Annotated in this window: 17 protein-coding genes; 11 read left to right on the top strand and 6 right to left on the bottom strand. The window is 67.1% G+C overall.

Annotated elements, in window-relative coordinates; translation table 11 throughout:
• Positions 1 to 54: 54 nt before the first annotated feature.
• Positions 55 to 339 (top strand): helix-turn-helix domain-containing protein, encoded by a 285-nt coding sequence (locus AC5WS8_RS32125; protein WP_496107032.1) that lies wholly within the window; start codon positions 55 to 57, stop codon positions 337 to 339.
• A gap of 458 nt (positions 340 to 797) precedes the next feature.
• Here the strand turns inward: AC5WS8_RS32125 and AC5WS8_RS32120 are convergent, their stop codons facing one another.
• The 5 genes from AC5WS8_RS32120 to AC5WS8_RS32100 form a co-directional block, all read right to left on the bottom strand.
• A complete protein-coding gene (locus AC5WS8_RS32120) occupies positions 798 to 1,634 on the bottom strand; it encodes a DciA family protein (RefSeq protein ID WP_496107031.1) in 837 nt (278 codons plus the stop codon).
• Positions 1,631 to 2,233 (bottom strand): hypothetical protein, encoded by a 603-nt coding sequence (locus AC5WS8_RS32115; protein WP_496107030.1) that lies wholly within the window; start codon positions 2,231 to 2,233, stop codon positions 1,631 to 1,633. The genes AC5WS8_RS32120 and AC5WS8_RS32115 overlap by 4 nt, the downstream gene beginning before the upstream one ends.
• A gap of 1,660 nt (positions 2,234 to 3,893) precedes the next feature.
• Positions 3,894 to 4,727 (bottom strand): inositol monophosphatase family protein, encoded by an 834-nt coding sequence (locus AC5WS8_RS32110; RefSeq protein ID WP_496107029.1) that lies wholly within the window; start codon positions 4,725 to 4,727, stop codon positions 3,894 to 3,896.
• Positions 4,724 to 5,572 carry a DUF5919 domain-containing protein gene (locus AC5WS8_RS32105; protein ID WP_496107028.1) on the bottom strand — a complete coding sequence of 283 codons (849 nt, stop codon included), beginning with the start codon at positions 5,570 to 5,572 and terminating at the stop codon, positions 4,724 to 4,726. The genes AC5WS8_RS32110 and AC5WS8_RS32105 overlap by 4 nt, the downstream gene beginning before the upstream one ends.
• A gap of 30 nt (positions 5,573 to 5,602) precedes the next feature.
• Positions 5,603 to 6,202 carry a winged helix-turn-helix domain-containing protein gene (locus AC5WS8_RS32100; RefSeq protein ID WP_366902805.1) on the bottom strand — a complete coding sequence of 200 codons (600 nt, stop codon included), beginning with the start codon at positions 6,200 to 6,202 and terminating at the stop codon, positions 5,603 to 5,605.
• Between the two features lie 890 nt (positions 6,203 to 7,092).
• On the opposite strand from AC5WS8_RS32100, the gene AC5WS8_RS32095 reads away from it, so the two are divergent.
• The 5 genes from AC5WS8_RS32095 (at position 7,093) to AC5WS8_RS32075 (ending at position 11,036) form a co-directional block, all read left to right on the top strand.
• Entirely contained in the window at positions 7,093 to 7,350 is a 258-nt protein-coding gene (locus AC5WS8_RS32095; RefSeq protein WP_366902804.1) for a WhiB family transcriptional regulator, read from the top strand.
• Positions 7,351 to 7,430: 80 nt separating this feature from the next.
• Positions 7,431 to 7,904, top strand: coding sequence for a hypothetical protein (locus tag AC5WS8_RS32090; protein WP_496107027.1), 474 nt, complete (start codon positions 7,431 to 7,433; stop codon positions 7,902 to 7,904).
• A 195-nt stretch (positions 7,905 to 8,099) separates the two neighbouring features.
• Positions 8,100 to 9,773: a hypothetical protein gene (locus AC5WS8_RS32085; protein ID WP_496107026.1), complete on the top strand. Its 1,674-nt coding sequence runs from the start codon at positions 8,100 to 8,102 to the stop codon at positions 9,771 to 9,773.
• Positions 9,774 to 10,164: 391 nt separating this feature from the next.
• A complete protein-coding gene (locus AC5WS8_RS32080; RefSeq protein WP_496107025.1) occupies positions 10,165 to 10,452 on the top strand; it encodes a hypothetical protein in 288 nt (95 codons plus the stop codon).
• Between the two features lie 140 nt (positions 10,453 to 10,592).
• Entirely contained in the window at positions 10,593 to 11,036 is a 444-nt protein-coding gene (locus tag AC5WS8_RS32075) for a hypothetical protein (RefSeq protein WP_496107024.1), read from the top strand.
• A 590-nt stretch (positions 11,037 to 11,626) separates the two neighbouring features.
• Here AC5WS8_RS32075 and AC5WS8_RS32070 read toward each other — a convergent pair.
• A complete protein-coding gene (locus tag AC5WS8_RS32070) occupies positions 11,627 to 11,851 on the bottom strand; it encodes a hypothetical protein (protein WP_496107023.1) in 225 nt (74 codons plus the stop codon).
• Positions 11,852 to 12,087: 236 nt separating this feature from the next.
• Here AC5WS8_RS32070 and AC5WS8_RS32065 point away from each other — a divergent pair, with 236 nt between their 5' ends.
• The 5 genes from AC5WS8_RS32065 (at position 12,088) to AC5WS8_RS32045 (ending at position 14,667) form a co-directional block, all read left to right on the top strand.
• Complete coding sequence (locus tag AC5WS8_RS32065; protein ID WP_496107022.1) at positions 12,088 to 12,522, top strand: hypothetical protein; 435 nt, start codon at positions 12,088 to 12,090, stop codon at positions 12,520 to 12,522.
• 14 nt (positions 12,523 to 12,536) lie between these two features.
• A complete protein-coding gene (locus AC5WS8_RS32060) occupies positions 12,537 to 12,935 on the top strand; it encodes a hypothetical protein (RefSeq protein ID WP_496107021.1) in 399 nt (132 codons plus the stop codon).
• A 157-nt stretch (positions 12,936 to 13,092) separates the two neighbouring features.
• On the top strand, positions 13,093 to 13,683 hold the full coding sequence (locus tag AC5WS8_RS32055) for a hypothetical protein (protein ID WP_496107020.1): 591 nt from the start codon (positions 13,093 to 13,095) through the stop codon (positions 13,681 to 13,683).
• An 82-nt stretch (positions 13,684 to 13,765) separates the two neighbouring features.
• Positions 13,766 to 14,299 (top strand): hypothetical protein, encoded by a 534-nt coding sequence (locus AC5WS8_RS32050; protein WP_496107019.1) that lies wholly within the window; start codon positions 13,766 to 13,768, stop codon positions 14,297 to 14,299.
• Positions 14,296 to 14,667 carry a hypothetical protein gene (locus AC5WS8_RS32045; protein WP_496107018.1) on the top strand — a complete coding sequence of 124 codons (372 nt, stop codon included), beginning with the start codon at positions 14,296 to 14,298 and terminating at the stop codon, positions 14,665 to 14,667. The genes AC5WS8_RS32050 and AC5WS8_RS32045 overlap by 4 nt, the downstream gene beginning before the upstream one ends.
• The last annotated feature ends 29 nt before the right edge of the window (positions 14,668 to 14,696 follow it).

Raw genomic sequence — 14,696 nt, 5'->3', positions numbered from 1 at the left:
CTACACGCGATGTAGCTTATAGGCAACAGGGCTCGGTTCGGATACGGTTCGCTCATGCCGAAAGCGCCTGAGGACACTGCCGATCCTGCTCTTCTGGCGCGTCGGCAGGCGTTCGGGCGGCGCCTGAAGGACCTACGCGTGCGCGCGCGGTTGTCTCAGGCGCAACTTGCGGAGGCGGCCGGCATGAACCGCGTCTTCTATGTAGGTGTTGAGGGTGGCCGACGCAACGTGTCGCTGGACAAAGTGTTCGCCTTGGCCGACGCGCTGGGGGTCGACGTGGGAGAGCTCTTCCACGACCTGAACAGTTCGACCACTGATCCACAGCCAGGAACCAGGTGACGAGACGTCCTACCGGGGCAATTCGGCTGTTCGTTGCGGGTAGGCTGCGGTCACCTATCACATGGCCGCTGCTCCCAGATCCCGAACAACTTCTTGAGTTTGAGCGGATCGGCAGTCCCGAACGCCTCGATCTCATCCTGCCGCAAGCCCTCCAGTGTCACCCCCTTGGAGGACTCCTTGGAGGAGCAGGTCGATACTGACGGCCGCCTCCAAGGACAGGCGACAGTCGCCTGGCTGACCAGCAAGGGCGGGGTGATGGAAGCCGACCCGCCGCGGTGGCGGTAGGCCAGCCACTCGGTGTCGGCCGTGACTGAAATTCCTTCAGATGGACGGTGTGACGCAAGAGCCTGCGGCGGATTGCTTCAGTGCCTCGGGCGATGCTCAAGTCAGTGGTCCGGAGGGTACGGATGTCGCTCCCCGGCGCTGCATAAACAGACTGCGTCGCCATCTCTGCTTTGTTACTGGCCCAGTGGCTGATCAGTCTCTGGTCCGACTTTGCGCCTCCCCGCACGGTCTGCCTGTCGCTCCAACGCCAGGCGTCGCAGCGCACGCTGTCTGGTCTGCTCTGTCGTCTCGTGCTGGAGCATCGGCCCGATGTCGGCCTCAGGCCCCTGTACTCGTCCTCGCGTTCGGGAGTCACGGGACTGGCGTTCGGTAATGGCAGCAAGCTCCATCGGAGCCTGTTGCAGTGGCGCCCGATGAGCGCGGGCCGCTTTGACGGCTTCAAGGTAGCCAGCTGGTGGTTCACGGCGAGACTCGCTTGGGACCGACGGTGCTGAGGGCGCCCGGTACTCCGGCACCCCATCGGCATCCTGGCCTGGGCGGGTTAAGGTCCGTCCGACCGTTCCAGGACGCAGGATTCGGATGGTCTTCACGGTGCCCGCTCGCACGGTCTCGTTGGCCTTGCTGATGAGCCGGTTGGCTTCGAACTTCAGGTGGGTGGCGTAGGCCGGAGATTCGGGCTGGAGATCGAGGCGCCCAGTTTCGCCGTCGAAACTCACAGCGGCGACGTGCTGAGCAAGGTCGCCCGCGATGGCGGGCCACTGGTCGAGTACGGAACCGCCGGCCGCAGGTGTCTCCCATGCGCGGTCGGCGATCAAGCCCACGATGGCCTGTCCGAGGCCTATGGGGTCGCGGCCGTCTCGCGGCACCAGACGCCCACGGCGCTTCGGCTTCCGTGCACTCTGCTCAGTTCCCCGACGCCGGGCGTTCTCCTGTGCTGCACGCAGGGCGACCCTGGCGAGATCGACTCCCGACAGCTCCAGTTCGGCGGCCGTCCGAGTGTTGCTGGTCATCGGGCACCTCCACGAAGGACGAGATGGCCCGCGGCCCGAAGTCGCAGGACATCGTCAACGAAGCGGCTGGTGAAAACTCGGCGCGTGGTGAGTTCTCCAGCGAAGTCGAGCCAGCGAAAGACGAGCCCGTGGTCCTTCGCGGCCGCTGCCCGCAGGTCCAGGACCTCCTGCTTCGAAAGCGACACAACGTCCGGCTCCTGACCTGCACTGATCTCTGTCAGAGCAGGCGCGGCCAAACCGGCCCGAACTCGGTCGGCAGCAGCGCTGACCTGCTTCGACAGGGCACGGCTGGACGGCGCCCTCCACGGACCCTCCCACTCCACCCGCCGCTCCCGCGCAGCCCGGCGGGAGTCGCGCCACTGCTCCACCGCGGCCCGCCGCTTGGCCTCGGTGTCGAGCGCTTCCAAGGCCGTAGCCAGCAGGGTCGCGAGCAGCCCAGAGGGACGCCGAACGTGATCGGCTGCGCCGCGGATGTGGAGCCAGGCCAGCACCTCGTCACACGACCACCCCGCGTCGGCGACATCACGGATGACCCAAGCGATCCTCGGCACCGAGGCACGCCGCAACCACGGCACCTGGCGAACCAGTTCCGCAGCCAACCGGTATCTACGACCGACGCGGTTCAGCCCACGAGGAGCAACCTTTCCTTCAACCGGGGCTGTCTCGCGCTTCCCGCCGACGAGGCCGTTCTCAGGGGGGAGAGAGGTAGTACCCGCAGATACAGAGCCTGAGGGACCACCCCCCATTGGGGTGCAACGATCAGTTCTTGAACTCCGCCTGGCGCCCCTCGACTTCGATGCTCCACGTCGCCTACGCAGGACTCTCCGGGCTGCTGCCCTAGCGAGCCGCGCGATCACTGGACGGCCCTCGTCCGCCATGCCAACGAGCCGACGTCCCGGCCCAACCCCAAGCGTCCGAATGCCCAACGCTTCGTCGAAGACCGGCGGGATAACGCGGACAAACTCCGAAGCCTGCTTCCCCTCGCCCGCGACGCGGCCGCCCTTGGACACGTAGGCCAGCAGTCCGGCCTCGCGCAGCATGGACAGCTGGTATTCGATCGTCCGCTCGGACAGCTCCAACTTCCGCGCGAGGTACGGAACCCCAGGGCGGCAGGGAGTGAGTCCGGCGAGCACCTGAGCTACCCGCACGGTCGTCGCACCGAACTCGCGCGGGCCATGCGAGCGCCGGGGTACGTACACCCCCGCTCCAGCCACCCAGTGGACGGCTTGAAGCCAGCTGTACCCGTCGCGCGTGACTCTGGAGCACGTGGTGGAGAGCCACTGATCCGTGTCGGGAACGTACAACTGGCTAGTCGCCGGGGTAGCTGGATTGGCAGCGTCCTGTGGGTCCTTACCGCGCTGTGGCGGCAGGGAAAAGAGGGAGCTCATCCGGCCCCCCACTCAGGAGCCGGGCTGCGCCGGCACGGTGGCGTGGCATGGCCAGATCCCGGTTCAGTCAGCCGCCCTCGCCCACAAGGGCTATAGATACAAAAATCGGGACTATGGGGACTATTGCAATTCGCAACTTGTGACACCCAGTCGCATGTTGGCGAGAAAGCAATCACATTCTCGGCGAACAGGGCATGCCTGGGCTGGTAACTGGCAGCACGATGCTGCACCATGGGTTGTGCCTCAGCTTCCGTTCTGCAGGCAACACGAAGCCCCGCTCGGGCTTCGGATCCTGTAGGGATCAACTCGCCCCGCGAGTCAGCACTCCTGCTGGCCTCGTGAGGCCTTCGCTCGGGTTCCAGCCGAGCGGTGACGTGATGGTCGGAGACGGTGCGCCAACACCGTCAATGACCGGGGGCGGCTCGAAGCCCGGCGAAGCCGGCGCCGCCCTGGTGGCTACCGCATCTCACTCCTCTCCCCTGGGAGAGGCATCTCTCCCGAGGACATCCCTGAGGACACTGTGGTCTGGGCCCAAGTGGGGCGGGGCCCAGGTCGGCCACGGAAGGCCGCCGCGCCGGTCCAGCCAGAAGGCCGTCGCGCGGAGTTTGTAGGGATCGGGCACTTCCGACGCAACCCTACTGGGGCGAAAGGCGGACGGAATGCTGAATTCAGCAGCGGATTATGGACGTTGAAACACGCGTCCGCAGCCCCCAAGCCAACCTTCCGGGGGCTGCGGGTGGCTGCACGAATAGTGGTGTGCCGAACCTGTACCCCAACCGATTCGGTCAGGTTCAGGTCAGGGTCAACGCCAGTGATCCCGCGGCTCCTCTGCACCGGAACTGGGGGGTGAAGGCTCTCGCGCGCGTCTGTGCTAGCCCGCATCGCCGAAACCGGGGGTTGCGTTCGAAGGACTGGACCCGAGTCTTGCCAGCACGCTGATGAGAGGCTCCCGGAGTGAGGGAGCCACCGCGATAGTCGCGGTGGATGCCAGGTTGTGGTCGCTGCCATCCAGGTCCATCACGACTGCGCCTGCCTCTCGGGCAATGACGACGCCAGCCGCCATGTCCCAAGGGTGGTTGCTGAGAGCAATACACGCGTCGAGGCGACCGGAGGCGGCCCAGCAGAGGTCGATCGCAGCAGACCCCAGCATCCGAATCCGCAGGACTTCTTGGGCGAGTAGCTGAGTGAGTGCGAAGCGCTGCCGGTTCTTCTTCTCCGCGTTGAGGCCCACTGCGTAGTCGCCAATGCCGACAATTGCCTGATCGAGGCGGCCTGATGTCCGGACATGGAGCTGCTGACCTTGAGATACCGCACCGAGTCCATGGGCCGCGGAGTAACGCTCGTCGAGGAAGGGCAGGTCGATTACACCCGCGACGGCATCTTTCCCCTGAACGAGCCCCAGCGATACCCCGCAGAGCTTGATGCCGTGTGTCAGGTTTGCGGTGCCGTCGACTGGGTCAAGGACCCATGTCAGCGGACGGCCTTGGGTGCCGGTGGCACCGCCCTCCTCACCGTAGAACCCGATCTCAGGTGTTTCCCTGTCGAGGAAGCTCCGAACGCTGTCTTCGACGGCAAGGTCGATGTTTGTGACCATGTCCCGGTCGCCTTTGGCGTCTACGGCCTTGATTGCCATGGCCTTGACGAGGCCGGCTGCCTCGTCAACGGCCGCCGCTGCAACGCTGAGCAGGTCACTGAGTTCAGTCATGCGCTATTCCAGTTCCTTTCCCAGAGCGCGTTGAAGACCTGCTCGAAGGTCCTGAAGAGGCCTCCTGTAGATGGACGCTTCCTGACGAGGAAGGTCGGGGAGTCGACGCCTCGGGTCTGGGACAAGTAGGGCTGCGCCACACAAAGCTGCCCATCGACTAGGAAGATGTTGAAGCGCAGCGGCTCGTCGTAAACGGAGTACCTCAGCCGAGGCGCGGCCTCGACCGAGAGCCTGTCGGCGACGCGCTTCATGATGCTGAGGTTGAGGGCCGTGAGCGCGGACAACTGTCCCACTGGGTAGCCCTCTTCTTGCTCCCGCTGCTTGATGAACTGACCGTACGGCTTGAGGAAGAGGCAGTGGAGCGTAGCCCCACCTTCGATGATCTCGAGGAGCCGGGTGTCGGCGTAGGTCTGGCACAGCATGTTGAGAGACAGACCGCAGGCGCGGATCTCGCGTGCATCATCGAAGAGGTCTGCAACGGAGACTTTCGCCTGGAACTCAGAACGGCTGGGGTAGACGCCCGTGACGTCCGCGAACTGGTTTCCGACGATCTCAGTGAGGGCGTCTCTCGGCTGCCCCTCTCCTACCCCGGTGCCGGCCTGGCGAACGATCAACTCGGCCGCGACCACGACATCGCCAGGCGGCGTCGCGTTCGTTTCCCAGGCTTTGATCGACTCTTCGCTAACGGGCCACCCCGTCATGGTCGAAAGCAGATCCGCGAATTCACCACGCGACAGCCCCTTGAGGCTGCGGGCGGTGGCCAGCTGGCTACGAGCTAGTTGCCCGAGGTCAGGCCGATAGTTCGCCCTGCTCCCCAGGTGTAGGACGGTTGCTTCCTGCCCCACTTGTCGCCTCCGTATGATCCCGTACTGCGGTCAGGCTCCGAAGGCGTGACTCGCCTCGGGTGCGTCCTGATCATCCTCGGTCTTCAGCGGGGCAGCGTCCCGCGGGTAAGGCTGACCAACTCTCGCGTAGAGATCGATGAGTTGGGCCTGAAGCACGGCGACGATGCCACGCAGCTTCCGAAGTTCCTCGTTGACCTTCTTGAGGATTTCGACGTCAGCGCTCTGCAGCGCGCGAATCTGAGCCTGAACTTCTTCGAGTCCCTGAGCCAGCTCTTGGACTGACTGATGCTCGAGCTGGAGGTCCGTGGGGCGTGCCCTCACATAGACGCCCTTGCCGGGGCGACCTTCGAGGAGTCCCTCAGCCTTGAGCTCATCGACTGCACGGCGAACCACTGTCTTCGAGACGCCGTGCTCCTCGATGAGCTTATCGGTGGAGGGAATCGGCATCCCCACCTTCAGCTTCTCGTCGGCAATGCCTCTGCGCAGGGCGTTCATGACCCTGCGGTACTCCGGCTGTCCGACCTCACCAGCCACTGAGGGGCCTCCCGTATATGCATGGTTGTACATGGCCCCCCTAGTGGAGCACAACACCGTAAGGGGAACCAGCAGAACCACCACGTCAGCAGCCATTTCTTGTCTCACCTCCTTGACAGACTATACATACATGGTCGTACCTTGTATGCATGGTTGCAGGCGGAGCTGATCGCTCAAGTCACTCGGCTTCCTCGCCGCCACGCACGACACCGGGCCCAGAAGGGCCCTCACCTCGGCGTAAACACCGCCGACAAGCGGCCGGCTAGGTCCGGTCCCGGATGGATCAAGGCCCCTCGTGAGGCCCGCTGCGGCGGGTGGATCGGGGAAGGCCGCGTAACTTCTCAACTCCACAGCGATCGCGCGGGACTGACGCGAGAGCAGATCGGCATCGGTAGGCGAACCAAGGCCTTTGGGCGGCGGGTCGAACCGCCGGAGCGGGTGCTCTCCCCCCTACGCAGTGGCATGTCGCTCGGCTTCGGCTGGGCGTGGGGGATGGACCGTCCACCTGGGCTGTGCGCCTTATGTTCGTTTTGGCGGCAGCTTGGATGGGTGGAGAAAGCCAGCAGGGGTCCCAATGCGTGTGGCGGGATGAGATAGACCGCCCCCGGACGGCGACCGGGTGACCAACGTCTGGCGGCATGCCGTACGTACCGGCTCTACGAGACCACCGGTGCGGCCGCCCGCTTCACCAGAGCGTGACGATGGTGCGCTGGCCAGGGCGAGAGCTGGCAGGCGGCATGGCTGCGGCTGTGCCGAGTTTCCCAACTTCGTTGCAGCCCTGTGGGTTGCCTGGGCGTCGCTGGCCTGCCTCGTGGATTGTGCGCGGGTGTAGCCGGCGGCGGCAGGGAGCGCGCGGTGCGTGTGGTCCAGAAGTTCTTCGGAAGCCGTGATGGCTTCTGGCTGTGCTGCGTGTGCGGTTGGCGTGAAGAGTCCGTCGGCCTCATACGCGTTCAGGTCCCTGGTTCGTCCGTATGAGGAGGTCCGTCATGAGCTGGCTTCACAACGCGGTGTGCCGCGAGGAGGACCCGGAACTGTTCTTCCCGATCGGGAACACAGGTCCGGCGCTGTTGCAGATCGAGGAAGCGAAGGCGGCCTGCCGTCGGTGCCCCGTGATCGAGCAGTGCCTGCAGTGGGCGCTGGACTCCGGTCAGGACTCCGGGGTCTGGGGCGGGCTGAGCGAGGACGAGCGGCGGGCGATGAAGCGGCGCGCCGCCCGCAACCGCGCCCGGAACGCGTCGGCCTGAGAAGGGAGCGGGCGATGAAGCGGGATCTGAGGTGGCGGCTGATCGGCCGTCGGCGCATGGTCGCTGTCCCGGCTGCCTCCGTGGCGGACGTGGACGAGGCGGGACCGGCGTATGAGCCGGATCTGCTGGGTCCGGTGAGGGCCATGGCCGTGGTTCTCAAGCATGAGGGGCTCGGTGATGACGAGCTGCGTCGGCTGGTGGCCGGGCGGCTGGAGATCAGTGAGGCCAGCGCAGTGGGAGTGCTGCGCAGTGCGCGGCGCCTGCTGGACGGGCTGCGTGAGCCGTGGTCGACCGCGTGTATGGGCGATGTCGCCCTGGCGGCTCCGACGGATGCGGCGATGCAGTTGCGGGCGATGCTCGATCACGGCCGTGAGGCGGTCGCGCGGGTGGGTGCCGGGGATGACCCGGACTATTTGCTCGGCCTGGCCTTGATGGTCGGCACCGAACTCCGGGCCGTGGTGGAGAAGGTCTGCCCGCAGGTGGACCCTCCGTCCCCCTTCGTGTTCGGCGGAGGGGTGGATATCGCGTCGCCCTTGGAGCCCGTGGGTCGATGACGGGGCGATTCCGCTTCGTGTTCCGGTCCGTTCCGTTTCGCTGTCTGGCGAGAGGGGGTGGGCCGCTTTTCGTGTGCGGTGCCGGCCGGGCGCCGCCGTTGAGTAAGGAGGCTTTTGGTGGCGCGTCCTGGAAGGTCGGGGCCGCCTGGTTCTGGTGCAGGGCCTGGTGCCCTGGGGCCGGGTGATCGGGGTGCTGTGACGCCTCGCCTGAGCGATCTGCCGGAGTGGGTGCGGTGGGCGCTGGTGTTCTTGGTGACCGGCCTGGTCTTCGTGATCGCGATCACGTTGGTCAGCAACATGTACTCGGTGGTCGCGTACGCGCGGGAAAACGGGATCACAAACTGGTCCTGGGTGCCTGCGGTCGCAGCCGAGACGTTGCTGGCGATGGCGACTGCGGCTTACCTGGTGGCGTTGTTCGGGCGGATCTCGAAGATCCCGATGTGGCTACGGCCGACGATCTGGGGCTTGTCGGGCCTGATCGTGGTGAACAACGTGGTACCTCCGCTGCTTGTCGGTGACTGGCCGCAGGTAGTGCTGCATGCGGTCGGGCCGATCTGTTACGTCGTAGGCGTGGAGATCTTGTCCTGGCTGATCGCGTCCTTCGCGCGAAAGCTGACGGGCGAGGAACTGGACCAGGTCCACTTCGTGCACTGGTTCGTGGATCCGGGCGAGGCCTGGTTCATCGTGACGCGGAAGCGGATGTACCCGTGGTCGAAGGCGATGTGCGTGGACCAGTACCGGCGTCTCCGCGGATCGACCGTGAAGCGGGTGCGGCGTGGGCTGGTGCCGCGCGTGTGGCGTTGGTTGTGGTCGGGCTCGGTTGTGGTCGAGGTCGACCATTCGGCGGGATCGACCGCTGCTTTGGTTGATGGTCGGTCGAGGATGTTGATCGACCAAAGGGGTTCGGTCGAGGTCGACCGTTCGGCGGGATCGACCGATGGCGATGTGGTCGAGGCGTCGACCAGTGCTGCGGTCGAGCCGTCGACCGCTCCCCCGGCGCCCTCGACCAAACCCGCATCGACCGAAACCGCATCGACCGAAGCCGGGTCGACCGGTGGGACCTCGACCGAGGTTCCGGTCGAGCCGTCGACCGCTGGTCCGGCCGGCGCAGGTGAAACGGTCAAGCGGTCGAGCAGCACGGTTGAGCAGCACGATCGTGTGGTCGAGTTGTCGGTCGAGCCGGTGCGCTCCGGCTCGACCGAGGTACCCGGTGAGGGCATCTCAGCTGCACGTTCTTCGGTCGGGCCGCGGGTGAGTGTGCGGCTGCCCACTGTTGCGGAGACTCGGGGGCATCCCGAGGTGTCCGATGGGGTCGACCGAAGTGGTTCGGTCGAGGTCGACCGTTCGGCGGGATCGACCGATGGCGATGTGGTCGAGGCGTCGACCAGTGCTGCGGTCGAGCCGTCGACCGCTCCCCCGGCGCCCTCGACCAAACCCGCATCGACCGAAGCCGGGTCGACCGGTGGGACCTCGACCGAGGTTCCGGTCGAGCCGTCGACCGCTGGTCCGGACGCCCTGAAGAAGACGGTCGAGCGGTCGAGCAGCGCGGTCAGCGCGGTCAGCGACGAGGAGCGGCGGGGTTCGGTCGACAAGACGGACCCGGCGCATTCGGTCGACACGGATGGCTCTCGCGGGACGGTCGTCCAGTTGGGGCGGCGCCCGCGCGTTCCGGACGAGGAAATGGTCGACCGCGCGGTGAAGTTCGCCCAGGGGCTCATTGACTCCGGGCGGCCTGCCGGTGAGGTCGGCCTCAACACGCTGCAGAAGGAGCTGGGCGGCAACAGCGACCGCTGGCGTACCCGGATCTACCCGGCGGTGCACGCTCGGGTCCCGGGGATCAAGCCTCCGCAGCAGCGCTCTACAGGCTAGGAACACCCTCTGGCCTGCGGTTTTGCTCGCGTTCGGCGGGTTTCACCGTGGTCCCGGGATGTTGACACCACCCCGGGACCACGGTGTCGGCGCCGTAGCGCCTTTGTCAGCTTGTCAGTCCTCGGCGCCGACTCCAACCAGGCGTCTGTTTAGTCCCTTTTTATCCCATTGCACTGGAGCCTTCGTGTCTTCTCCTCCGGCCCCCTGGAAGCGTCCGTCGAAGCGGTCGACGACCGCCCGGAAGAGGCGCAACCGAAGGGGCATTTCGTACCAGAATGCACGCGCCGAGAAACTCCAGAAGGCCCGCCCGCAGGGCCTCGATCGCGTCGCGGGCGTCCATTGGGACCTCGTACGCGCAGCACTCAAGGACCTACCTCCCCGGGCCCAGCCGATGGCCTGGAAGGAGCTCGGCAGCCTGCTGGAGCAGCTGGAGTCCCGGCTCCATTGGCCAGAATCGACCCCCAGCGAGGCCGCCCGGGACGCCCGCGACTCCAAGGTCGCCAAGGCAGAGAAGCGAGGGTTGGACCGCCGCGCCGCCGCGCTGTGGGACGCGGTCCGTGCCGCGGTGAAGAGCTGGCCGGAAGAGAAGCGCGACGACGTGTGGAAGAGGGCCGGCGACCTCCTCGAGGCCCACGAGTTCGAGCTGCGACGCCGCGGGCGTCATCGTGACGCAGCGTGAGATTCACAAGGCGAATTTCACAAGCGCCGTGAACTTCACGAGACCCCACGCGGAGGCGCGACGCGCGCGACGCGCGCGAGATAGCAGCCACGTTCCGTAATCGCAAGCCACCCCACCCACAGAGAGAGGAATGCCCCGATATGCAGACTTTGGCGAACGGTGGTGCCGCGGCCGCCTGCTTCGGCCTCATCGTCGCACTGCAGATGCTCGGCCGAGGCCAGAGGACCCGGAAACTCGCGCTACCCATCGGGCAGTGCGTGCTGATGTTTTTCGCCTCGCTGTTCACCGCAGGCACCGGCCTCGGAATGTTCGTCAACAGCATGATCACGTGGCTGAATGACAACCTGATCGCGAAGTTCGTCGGCTGGCTCGGAATCCCGCTGATGGTGATCGTCGCGCTGGGCCTGTTGGCCTTCTGCGTGGCTCAGGCAGCCGACGGCAATGCCAGTACGCAGGTCCTCGGCGCAATCAGCCTGCTGCCGTACACCGCGGTGTTCATCCCCGGCACGGTCGGAGCCTTCATCGCCGAGGCCTACTACAACGGCGGCACCGAGTTCGCCGGCCTGATCACGAGCTGGTTCTGACCGGCTGCAAGGGGCGCCCTCCAGGGCGCCTCATGAGGCATCAAGAGCCTCCGCAGCGCGTCGGACACCCACTGGGGCGTCCGAGGCGCTGCAGGCGCTCTGAGAGCCGCTGAGCACCTCGTAACTCCCCGTGTATCCCCGGGCTCTGGCACAGGCAGCGCGCCACGGCCCTTATCTCCATGACCCCTGGAAGGACCTCATGCTTGAGCTGCTCTTTTTGTGGTACTGCGCTTACGCCATCGTCGAGGGCACGCTGTCCATCGGCAGGAACATCGCAGGAAACCACCAGGCCCGGGTGAAGGCGGCCCGCAAACGCGCGGCTAAGCGCCGCAAGTCCAAGGGCAAGAAGGGCCCGGTGGGTGTGAGCGGCAAGCTCGGCGGCTACGCGGGCGCCCTGGGCACCACGACCGCCCTAGCTGCGTACGACGGAGCCATCGGCTTCGGCCGTGGGGCCCGCGAGGGCTACCGCGCTGCCCGCAGCAAGCGGGTCCGGCGGCAGGCGCGGCAGCGCATCGAGGCCCGGCGCGCTGAGCGTGCCGCCGCTGCGGCCGGAGCATCTGGGCCCGCCCCGGCTCCCGGCACCGGCGCTGCTACGCCGCCTCCGCCGGCCGTGCCCTCGGTGCCTCCCACTCCTCCGGCGACTCCGCCGAGTCCGTCGGGATCTGCGAGAGGCGTATCTGCTCCGGCGCCGGGCCCCGTAACGTCGCCCCCGCCGGCCCCGGCGTCAACGCCGCCCGCTCCTTCTTCAGCGCCTCCTGCCGCGTCGACGCCCCCTGCAGCTGCTCCTCCCACAGCGCCGACCCCGCCTCCGCCACCCCCCGGGGTACCGCCTGCCCCGGCGAGTGCGGCACCCCCGGCTGCGCCACCCGGTCCGGTTCCGGTTCCGCCGGTCGCGTCGACGGAGTCTTCGACGGCCCCAGAGGCGTCGGGGCCTGCGCGGGTCATCGCGGTCCCGCCGCAGGGCGGGGCCGCAGAGATCGGTACTGGCGGCTCCAGCCAGAGTGTGGAGGCAGGCGGCGCTGTGGAGGATGCCCCAACGCCTGGCGCAGGGGTGGGCCGCACCATCGTGATCGACACCCCGGAAGGACCTGTTGCCGTGCCCGAGTCACCGGTGCTGACGCACACCGTGAGTGATCTGCCTTCGCTGCTGATCTGGTTCGCCCTGACGTTCCAGGACGCGCAGATGGAGGCGCAGAACTCGGATGCGGAGGCGAGCTGGATCCGGGATCTCGAGGCGGCGTTGACCCGCTTCGAGCAGTCGCTGGCCGATGACAAGGTGCCGGCGTCTATCACCAGCACCATCGCGGACCTGCGCGCCAAGATGAAGCTCCTTGACCGCGCTCACACCCTGCAGGCCGAGATGGCGACGAACGCCGCCACGGTGTCGCGCGACAGCGCGTACCACGCCCGGGACACCTACCTGCAGATGTGGGAGGCAGTCGTGGTCGCCCGCGGCCTGGTCGCTGAGAACACTCACTTCAACTGATCGGAGATGAACCGGTGAGCCAGCCCGTCCTCGCCGCCTCGGGCGGCAACAATTACGAGCGCGCGCAGAAGATCCTCGCGGAGTTCGCGTTGCTCGTGGAGCAGTCGGCCTTGGTGTGCCAGCAGACTGCCGAGCGCCATTCTGCAAAGGCCGCGAAAGCAAACGAAGTCGTCGGCGGACTCCAGGACTTCGAGGTCCACACCTCGGTGCAGAACAACGTCGGCGCCATCTCGGAGTCCTACGGACAGCGGGCGAAGGCCGCGGCCGATCGCTCCACCCAGGCCAAGGCGATCGTCGATGAGACCGCGGCGCTCCAGCGGTACCACCGGATGCTGATGGGGCAGCTCAACACCGCCCGCCACAACGCAGGGGTGCCCATGCCCAGGCGAGCCTTCCTCGGTGGCGCGCCGTAGCAGGCCCGGCCATCGGGTGATCTGCGGGGTGTGGCGTGCTGATCCGGCACGCCACACCCCGCCCTTGTACGCCGCCCGGTGCATCCCGGCCGGCGTCCGGTGCTGTGCCGCACGCCGCAGCGTATTTCCTTCCGTTTCCAAGACTCTGGAGTATGTAATGTCCGCTGATCCGATCACCCCCGTGATCGTCGACGGCTTCAACGGTCTCGACGAGGGCACGCCCGCCGGCGACGCCGCCTGGACGGCGGCGCTGAGTCGTTGGCGTACGGCACACCCCGGCGAGGATGACAGCGGCGAGATCCTGCGGTTGGTCGCGCTGACCGACGTACTGGGCCGCTACAACCGACTGCGGCCGCGCTTGGCCGAGGAACAGCAGGCCCGGGCCGCGCGCGATCAGGCCCTGGTGGAAGTCGAAACGTGCTGGCAGGCGCTGCGTTCCGCACAGGCGTGGCTGGCCGCACACCACAACTACGTGGTCGCTGTCGATGCGGCGAAGACGGCCATCGGCGTGTGGCGGGAGCGAGCGCTGGCCGCCACGGAGATCCCGTTCATCTGGGACGCCCCGAGTCGCAAGGCCGCCTACGACCGCTTGATCGCGGACGGGCATCCCGAGGTCGAGCCGCTGGAGGCAGGCAATCCCGCAGCGGAGGCCGACCGGCTGTTGGCCGAGCTGGAGCAGGCGGAGGCCCGCCGTGCGGGCCTCGTGGCCAAGACGGTGGCGATAGCTGTACGCATCGGCGCCGTGTAGCGACAGATCTTCTGGGCGCGCCGCACTGCGTGCCCTTTCACCCCGAGCCTGCCCGGCTCCGTGCTGGGAGAAGGAGTTGAGCGTGACCGCCAAGGATCTGGAGTCGGAAACTGCCCGGCAGGCCCGCGACCTCTTGAATGCGGTGACCGCCGAGCTCGATGCGGCCAAGCTCAGCCGCAACCCAGGCGACGACAGCGCGCAGTACGAGTCGCGGGGTCTTCCGCTGCGGATGACTCTTCACTTCGCCCGCGACGACGAGACCCGCCATAAGGAGCTGAGTGCAACGACGCTGGGCGGTGCCCGGGACATCGTCAGCGCGGCCTGGAACCTCATACGCGCCGAGTCGCTGCAACTGCACCCCGGCGACCATCTCGCCCAGTACGAGTCCCTCGACCGGCCGCTGGTCGTGTCGGTCCACTACGACTTGGACGACCTGGACCGCACCGATCTCCTCGGCGTACCTCAGCAGGAAGCGGACGTTAGCAGCGACGCCGCGCTCCCCGAGAGCCCGACAAGCGACAGTCCGCCGGGCGACGAGCGGGAGCACACCGCCCGACAGCCTCTGTCGCGGCGAGTGCTGTCCAGCGTCCTGGGCCGCGCTGGGCGGTCAGCATGAATGCGCAAGGGACTGCCGCCACACCGCTGCGGTCGGCCGACGTCCCCGGGATGCTGGCCGCCGCCTACGACCTGGCCACCTACGGGTCGGGGCGGCTGGCACCGGCGCACCTGTCTCGCGCGGACGTGGCGATCGTGGCCGAGCACATCGGCGCCGCCGACTTCGAGCGGCTTCCTGATGGCGGCTTCCGCTTCCAGTGCCCAGCCTGCGACGTGTGGGACTTCGGTCCGACGATGCCGCTGGAACAAGCCGTGCGGGTGTGGCTGCATGGCGGTCGGCTGCCGCCCGCAGCGCTGCTTGCCGGGGCGTGCCTGACGTGTGAGCACGCCACACAGCCTCAGGGGCGGGAGCTGCCGGTAGAGGAATAGGCGCAGAGGGTCTGCGCGCGCCGCCCGGT

It is taken from the genome of Streptomyces sp. PTL18, assembly GCF_059510295.1.
This window is presented reverse-complemented; position numbering and strand designations above follow the sequence as displayed.

Coding starts and splice junctions, on each gene's coding strand:
- AC5WS8_RS32125 (WP_496107032.1), top strand. CDS start 55: ATGCCGAAAGCGCCTGAGGACACTGCCGATCCTGCTCTTCTGGCGCGT.
- AC5WS8_RS32120 (WP_496107031.1), bottom strand. CDS start 1,634: ATGACCAGCAACACTCGGACGGCCGCCGAACTGGAGCTGTCGGGAGTC.
- AC5WS8_RS32110 (WP_496107029.1), bottom strand. CDS start 4,727: ATGACTGAACTCAGTGACCTGCTCAGCGTTGCAGCGGCGGCCGTTGAC.
- AC5WS8_RS32100 (WP_366902805.1), bottom strand. CDS start 6,202: ATGGCTGCTGACGTGGTGGTTCTGCTGGTTCCCCTTACGGTGTTGTGC.
- AC5WS8_RS32095 (WP_366902804.1), top strand. CDS start 7,093: ATGAGCTGGCTTCACAACGCGGTGTGCCGCGAGGAGGACCCGGAACTG.
- AC5WS8_RS32080 (WP_496107025.1), top strand. CDS start 10,165: ATGGCCTGGAAGGAGCTCGGCAGCCTGCTGGAGCAGCTGGAGTCCCGG.
- AC5WS8_RS32075 (WP_496107024.1), top strand. CDS start 10,593: ATGCAGACTTTGGCGAACGGTGGTGCCGCGGCCGCCTGCTTCGGCCTC.
- AC5WS8_RS32055 (WP_496107020.1), top strand. CDS start 13,093: ATGTCCGCTGATCCGATCACCCCCGTGATCGTCGACGGCTTCAACGGT.
- AC5WS8_RS32045 (WP_496107018.1), top strand. CDS start 14,296: ATGAATGCGCAAGGGACTGCCGCCACACCGCTGCGGTCGGCCGACGTC.